Origin of the sequence: Rathayibacter rubneri, from assembly GCF_023743255.1 — a bacterium.
GTDB classification, from domain to species: Bacteria; Actinomycetota; Actinomycetes; order Actinomycetales; family Microbacteriaceae; genus Rathayibacter; species Rathayibacter rubneri.
Map to the genome: position 1 here is coordinate 45,240 of NZ_JAMRYM010000014.1, position 6,000 is coordinate 51,239.

A 6,000-nucleotide genomic window follows, 5' to 3' on the forward strand; every position below is an offset into this window, starting at 1 on the left:
GACGCGTCAGAAGAGCGTCGCAGGGGCGTCCTCGACGGCCGGTGCCGCAGGAGCGGACGGAGCCGCATCCGGCCAGCCCGGTCCGGCGTCGACCGGCTGCCGGCGCTGGTAGGCCGTCGCGGCGGCGCGTGCGCGGACGTCCGCGGCCTCGTTCATCCGGTGGTTCGCGTGCCCCTTCACCCACTCGAAGGTCACCGCGCGCCCCTGCAGAGCTTCGTCGAGCGCCTTGATGATCTCGACGTTCATCACCGGCTTGCCGTCGGCCTTGCGCCAGCCCTTCCGCTTCCAGCCCGGCAGCCACTCGGTGCAGGCCTTGATGGCGTACTGGCTGTCGCAGAGGATGTGCAGCGGCTCCTCCTCGTGGGCGGTGGCGCGCAGGAGCTCGAGGACCGCGGTCAGCTCGCCGATGTTGTTGGTGCCGTGGGACCAGCCGCCGGCGGCCCAGCGCTCGTCGTCGACGTACCAGGCCCAGCCTGCGGGGCCGGGGTTGCCCAGGGCGGATCCGTCTGCGGCGGCGATGATGCTCACGTACTGCTCCTCGTGTGGTCGGCGCACCCGCGCGGGCGCCCTTCGAGGGTAGTCGCCCGGCCGGCCCGGCCCGGCCGGTGACGGGATCGCAGCGGAGCGCAAGCGGGTGCCGGATGTCGGTCGTGGCCGTCACAGTGGAGGGATGACCAGCATCCCCACCCTCACGCTCAACGACGGCACCTCGATCCCGCAGCTCGGCTTCGGCGTGTTCAAGGTCGACCCCGACGAGACCGAGCGCATCGTCTCCGAGGCGCTCGAGATCGGCTACCGGCACATCGACACCGCGGCGATCTACGGCAACGAGGAGGGCGTCGGCCGGGCGATCGCCTCCTCCGGCCTGGCCCGCGACGAGCTCTACGTCACGACGAAGCTCTGGAACGGCGACCAGGGCCGCGGCACCGCGCCCGGTGCTCTCGACGCGAGCCTCGAGAAGCTCGGCCTCGACTCCGTCGACCTCTACCTCATCCACTGGCCCAGCCCCGCCCAGGACCGCTACGTCGAGAGCTGGGAGGCGATGCAGGAGCTGCAGGCGGCCGGCCGCACCCGCTCCATCGGCGTCTCGAACTTCCTCGTGCCGCACCTCGAGCGCCTGCTCGACGCGACCGACGTGGTGCCGGCCGTCAACCAGATCGAGCTGCACCCCTACCACCAGCAGCCGACCGTGACCGCCTTCGGTGCCCAGCACGGCATCGCGACCGAGGCGTGGGGGCCGCTCGGCCAGGGCAAGTACCCCCTGCTCGAGCTGCCGGTGATCACGGGGGCCGCCGAGGCGCACGGAGTGACGCCGGCGCAGGTCGTGCTGCGCTGGCACCTCGACCGCGGGCACATCGTCTTCCCCAAGTCGTCCACCACGGCGCGCATCGCCGAGAACCTCGACGTCTTCGGCTTCGAGCTGAGCGACGACGAGCGCGACGCGATCACCGCCCTCGAGCGCGCGGGCCGCGTCGGCGGCGACCCGAACGAGGTCGCGTAGCACCGGAGCGGGAGGCCCCTGCTGATCGAGTAGCCCCGCAGGGGCGTATCGAGATCCTCGTCTCCGGGCGGTCGTAGGTCTCGATACGCCGCTGTCGCGGCTACTCGACCAGCAGGGGGTGGGATGCGTCCTTGCCGATCGAGTAGCCGGACGAGGTCGCTCAGTGCGGGCGGGTCTCGCGACCGCACTGCTGATCGAGTAGCCCCGGAGGGGCGTATCGAGATCCCGGTCCTCCTGGCGTCGGCGGGTCTCGATACGCCGCTGTCGCGGCTGCTCGACCAGCAGGGGTGGCCGCTCCCGCTCCAGCAGGAGCGGCGTCAGCCCGCCCGCCCCGCGATCGTCACCCGCGTCGCGTAGGGCATCCCGATCCGCTCGCCCGGCAGGTCGTCCACCACCTCGGACACCGCCGCGAGGACGCCGGCGCGCTGCTCGTCCGGCAGTGCGATGACGTAGCTCCGCGACGCGAACATGTCGAGCAGGGCCGGCCGATCGAGCTCGAACGTCCAGTCGAACGCGGCGAAGGCGCGGCGCTCGAGCGCGGAGCCCAGCGGCGGCCGCAACGTCTCGAAGCGCTCGGCGGGGGAGGACCCCGCCACCTCCCCGAGCCGGTGCACCCACGGCACGCTCTCGTCGCGGATGTTCCACACCAGGGCGAGGACCCCGCCCGGGACGAGCACCCGTGCCACCTCGGCGCTCGCCCTCTCCGGGTCGACCCAGTGCCAGGCCTGCGCGACCGTCACGAGCTCGACGGACGCGTCCTCGAGCGGGATTCGCTCGGCGGTCCCGGGCAGAGCCCGCACGGTGGGCAGCAGCTCGCCGAGCCGTGCCCGCATCGCGTCGTCCGGCTCGACCGCCGTGACGTCCAGCCCGCGGGCGACGAGGGAGGCGGTGAGCTTCCCGGTCCCCGCACCCAGATCCAGGGCGCGCAGCCGATCGGAGGCGTCCGCTCCCGCGGCGCGCGCCCGCTCCGGCACGTACGCGGCCGGCGCGCGATCCGGTGCGTGCGACAGCAGCCAGTCCACCGCGTCGTCCGGGTACCCCGGTCGGCCCCGGTCGTAGGCGTCGACGGCGGTTCCGAAGGAGCGGGCGGGATCCTGGTGCGTCATGCCCCCGAGGCTACGACGCGCTCCTGCGGTGCAGCACGTCGATCGCGTAGCCGTAGCCCGCGATGCCCGCCCCGACGATCACCGCGACCGCGATGTCCGAGAGGAAGGAGTGGTGGCGGAACTCCTCGCGCCGGTGCACGTTGCTGATGTGCACCTCGACCATCGGGAGCTCCGTCGCCAGGACGGCGTCGCGGATCGCGATCGATGTGTGGGTGTAGGCGCCCGCGTTGAGGACGACTCCGGAGCAGGTGCCGCGTGCCGCGTGCAGGCGGTCGATGATCGCGCCCTCCGAGCTGCTCTGGAAGAACTCGACCTCGAGGCCGACGCTCCGCGCGCGCTCCCTCGCCAGCGACTCGACGTCGGCCAGCGTGTCGGAGCCGTACACCTCGGGCTCGCGCGTGCCGAGCAGGTTCAGGTTCGGTCCGTTGACGACGAGGATCGGGAGCATCCTCCGACCCTAGCGGCGGCGGTCCTCACTCCGCCGGAGCGAGCACGGCGAGATCCAGCGGCAGCGGCGGAAGGGCCGCGCGCAGCCGGATCAGCTCGAGTGCGTGCGCGTCGAGCCGGCGGTCCTCGTCGCTCCGCGGCTCGAGCGCGGGCACCGGCTCGGCGGTGCCGTCGGCGCCGGGCACCACGAAGACGCTCATGCACTGGGTCGTCAGCTCGAGCTCGCCGGTGCGCGGGTCGCCCGAGCGCACGTGGATCGCGAGGTGCATGCTCCGCCCGCCGGTGTGGATGAGGCGGGCCTCCACCTCGACCAGGTGCCCGATGCGGACGGGCCGGTAGAAGTGGATCCCGCCGGAGTAGACCGCGACCGCGTCGCGACCGCTCCAGCGCTGGGCGACGGTGTCGGCCGCCTCGTCGATCCAGCGCATCACGATGCCGCCGTGCGCGTTGCCGCCCCAGTTGACGTCGCCCGGAGCCGCGAGGAAGCGGAAGACGATGCGGGGCCCGGTGCCCTCGTCCGTGTACCGCTGCTCGCGCATCACCTCGTGCAGGGCGCGGCGCCCGGCGATGCGGGCGGCGGCGCCCTCGGCGAGCGCCGAGTCCTCGAGCGAGCGAGGGCGCCACTCCGGCACCGCGCGCGGCCGCTTCTCGGCATCGACCGCCACGAAGATCAGGAGGCAGTGGGTGGCGGACTCGTAGACCCCCGTGCGCGGATCCGCCTGGCCGACCCGGACGAGCACGTGCATGCTGCTGCGCCCGGTGTGGATCACCTGGGCGCTCGCCTCGATCAGGTTGCCGACGACGATGGGCCGGGTGAAGTGCACGTTGCCGACGTACGCCGTGACGCAGTAGCCGCCGCTCCAGCCCACGGCGCAGGCGTAGCCCGCCTTGTCGATCCACTCGAGCACGCGGCCCGCCTGTGCGCTGCGGCCGTCGGCGGTGGCGTCCTGGGGTGCCGCGAGGAAGCGGAGGGTGATGCGGTCGGTCATGTCGTCCAGTGTTCCGGGTGCGGGAGGCGAGGGGAGTGGACCCGCGGGAGGTGCGAGGAAAGGGGATGATCCTCCCGCGGGCCACAGGGAGCGCGGGTGTAAGGCCCGCGAGTCGGGTCAGGCCGCGTGCGGCACCGAGAGGTCCTGGGCGAGGAGCCGGAACCGGAGGGCCGCGAGCTCGGCGGTGAGCTCGGCCGGGAGGCGCTCGCCGAAGCGGGCGAAGAACTCCTCGGTCAGCGCGCACTCGTCCAGCCACGCGTCCACGGGCACGGAGAACAGCTCGGCCTTCACCGCGTCCGAGAGGTTCAGGCCGTGGGTGTCGATCGCGACGGGGAGATCGCCGAGCGGGCTGCGGCGCGCGTCGGCCGTGCCCTCGAGTCGGCGCACCAGCCACTGGATCACCCGGGCGTTCTCGCCGAAGCCGGGCCAGAGGAACGACCCGTCGGCGCCCTTGCGGAACCAGTTCACCTGGAAGACCGCGGGAGCCTTCTCGCCGAGGTCCTCGCCGATCGCGAGCCAGTGCGCGAAGTAGTCGGCCATGTTGTAGCCGCAGAAGGGGAGCATCGCGAACGGGTCGCGGCGCAGCTCGCCGACCGTCCCCTCCGCGGCTGCCGTCTTCTCGGAGGCGATGGTCGCGCCCAGGAACACGCCGTGCTGCCACGAGGTGGCCTGCGTCACGAGCGGCACGTTGCTCGCTCGGCGCCCGCCGAAGACGATCGCGTCCAGCGGCACGCCCTCGAAGGCGTCCCAGTCGTCCGAGAGCGAGGGGCACTGCAGCGCCGGCGCCGTGAACCGGGCGTTCGGATGCGCGGCGGGCGTGCCCGACGCGGGCGTCCACGGCTTCCCGCGCCAGTCGGTGAGGCGCTCGGGGATGTCGTCCGTCAGCCCCTCCCACCACACGTCGCCGTCCTCACGCAGCGCGACGTTGGTGAAGATCGTGTTGCCCCACAGCGTGTGCACGGCGTTGGGGTTCGAGGTCTGCCCGGTGCCGGGCGCCACGCCGAAGAAGCCGGTCTCGGGGTTCATCGCCCAGAGCCGCCCGTCCCCGCCCTTCTTCATCCAGGTGATGTCGTCGCCGAGGGTCTCGACGCGCCAGCCCGGCAGGGCCGGCTGCATCATCGCGAGGTTCGTCTTGCCGCACGCGCTCGGGAACGCCGCGGCCACGTGGTAGCGCCGCCCCTCCGGCGAGACGATGCGGATGAGCAGCATGTGCTCGGCCAGCCAGCCCTCCTCGCGGCCCATCGCCGAGGCGATCCGCAGGGCGAAGCACTTCTTGGCGAGCAGGGCGTTGCCGCCGTAGCCCGAGCCGAACGACCAGATCTCGCGGGTCTCGGGGAACTGGGTGATGTACTTCGTCTCGTTGCACGGCCAGGAGACGTCGTCGCGGGGGGCACCGTCGGCGTCGCGCAGCGGGAAGCCGACCGAGTGCACGCCCCGCACGAACGGGGTCTCCTCGGTGAAGGCGGCCAGCGGAGCCGCGCCGACGCGCGCCATGATCCGCATGTTGAGCACGGCGTAGGCGGAGTCGGTGAGCTGCACGCCGAGCTGCGAGAGCGGGCCGCCGACGGGGCCCATCGAGAACGGCACGACGTACATCGTGCGCCCGCGCATCGAGCCCTCGAAGTACGGGGCGATCTCGGCCTTCATCGCCGACGCCTCGCGCCAGTTGTTGGTCGGGCCGGCGTCGGCCTCGTCCGTCGTGCAGATGAAGGTGCGGTCCTCCACTCGGGCGACGTCGTCGGGGTCCGTCCGCGCGAGGAACGAGCCGGGGCGCCACTCCGGGTTGAGGGGGAGGAGCTTGCCCTCCTCCACCATGCGCGCGGTGAGGCGGTACCACTCGGCGGGGGAGCCGTCGCTCCACTCGATCGCGTCGGGCTGGAGGATCGCGGCCGTCTCGCGGACCCAGCGGCGCAGCGCCAGCGGGGCGGGCGGGACCGCGAGACGGCCGCGATCCTCC

6 protein-coding genes are annotated in these 6,000 nt (G+C 72.9%); 1 reads left to right on the forward strand and 5 read right to left on the reverse strand.

What is annotated here, in order from left to right; all coding sequences use genetic code 11:
- Positions 1 to 6: 6 nt before the first annotated feature.
- Positions 7 to 528, reverse strand: coding sequence for a ribonuclease H family protein (locus tag NB037_RS05760; protein ID WP_308202053.1), 522 nt, complete (start codon positions 526 to 528; stop codon positions 7 to 9).
- A 142-nt stretch (positions 529 to 670) separates the two neighbouring features.
- Between NB037_RS05760 and NB037_RS05765 the strand changes: the two genes are divergently transcribed.
- Positions 671 to 1,501 carry an aldo/keto reductase gene (locus tag NB037_RS05765; protein ID WP_251944341.1) on the forward strand — a complete coding sequence of 277 codons (831 nt, stop codon included), beginning with the start codon at positions 671 to 673 and terminating at the stop codon, positions 1,499 to 1,501.
- A 317-nt stretch (positions 1,502 to 1,818) separates the two neighbouring features.
- On the opposite strand, the gene NB037_RS05770 is transcribed toward NB037_RS05765, so the two are convergent.
- From NB037_RS05770 to NB037_RS05785, 4 genes are all read right to left on the reverse strand, one after another.
- Positions 1,819 to 2,607 carry a class I SAM-dependent methyltransferase gene (locus NB037_RS05770; protein WP_251944342.1) on the reverse strand — a complete coding sequence of 263 codons (789 nt, stop codon included), beginning with the start codon at positions 2,605 to 2,607 and terminating at the stop codon, positions 1,819 to 1,821.
- 10 nt (positions 2,608 to 2,617) lie between these two features.
- The gene (gene aroQ / locus NB037_RS05775) at positions 2,618 to 3,055 is read right to left on the reverse strand and encodes a type II 3-dehydroquinate dehydratase (protein WP_251944343.1); all 438 of its coding nucleotides are present in this window, start codon (positions 3,053 to 3,055) and stop codon (positions 2,618 to 2,620) included.
- A 25-nt stretch (positions 3,056 to 3,080) separates the two neighbouring features.
- A complete protein-coding gene (locus NB037_RS05780; protein WP_251944344.1) occupies positions 3,081 to 4,043 on the reverse strand; it encodes an acyl-CoA thioesterase in 963 nt (320 codons plus the stop codon).
- A gap of 117 nt (positions 4,044 to 4,160) precedes the next feature.
- Complete coding sequence (locus NB037_RS05785; RefSeq protein WP_251944347.1) at positions 4,161 to 5,963, reverse strand: phosphoenolpyruvate carboxykinase (GTP); 1,803 nt, start codon at positions 5,961 to 5,963, stop codon at positions 4,161 to 4,163.
- Positions 5,964 to 6,000 lie beyond the last annotated feature (37 nt).

Excerpts from the sequence above, each read along its gene's own strand:
- NB037_RS05780 (WP_251944344.1), bottom strand. The coding sequence starts at position 4,043 with ATGACCGACCGCATCACCCTCCGCTTCCTCGCGGCACCCCAGGACGCC.
- aroQ (WP_251944343.1), bottom strand. The coding sequence starts at position 3,055 with ATGCTCCCGATCCTCGTCGTCAACGGACCGAACCTGAACCTGCTCGGC.
- NB037_RS05765 (WP_251944341.1), top strand. The coding sequence starts at position 671 with ATGACCAGCATCCCCACCCTCACGCTCAACGACGGCACCTCGATCCCG.
- NB037_RS05770 (WP_251944342.1), bottom strand. The coding sequence starts at position 2,607 with ATGACGCACCAGGATCCCGCCCGCTCCTTCGGAACCGCCGTCGACGCC.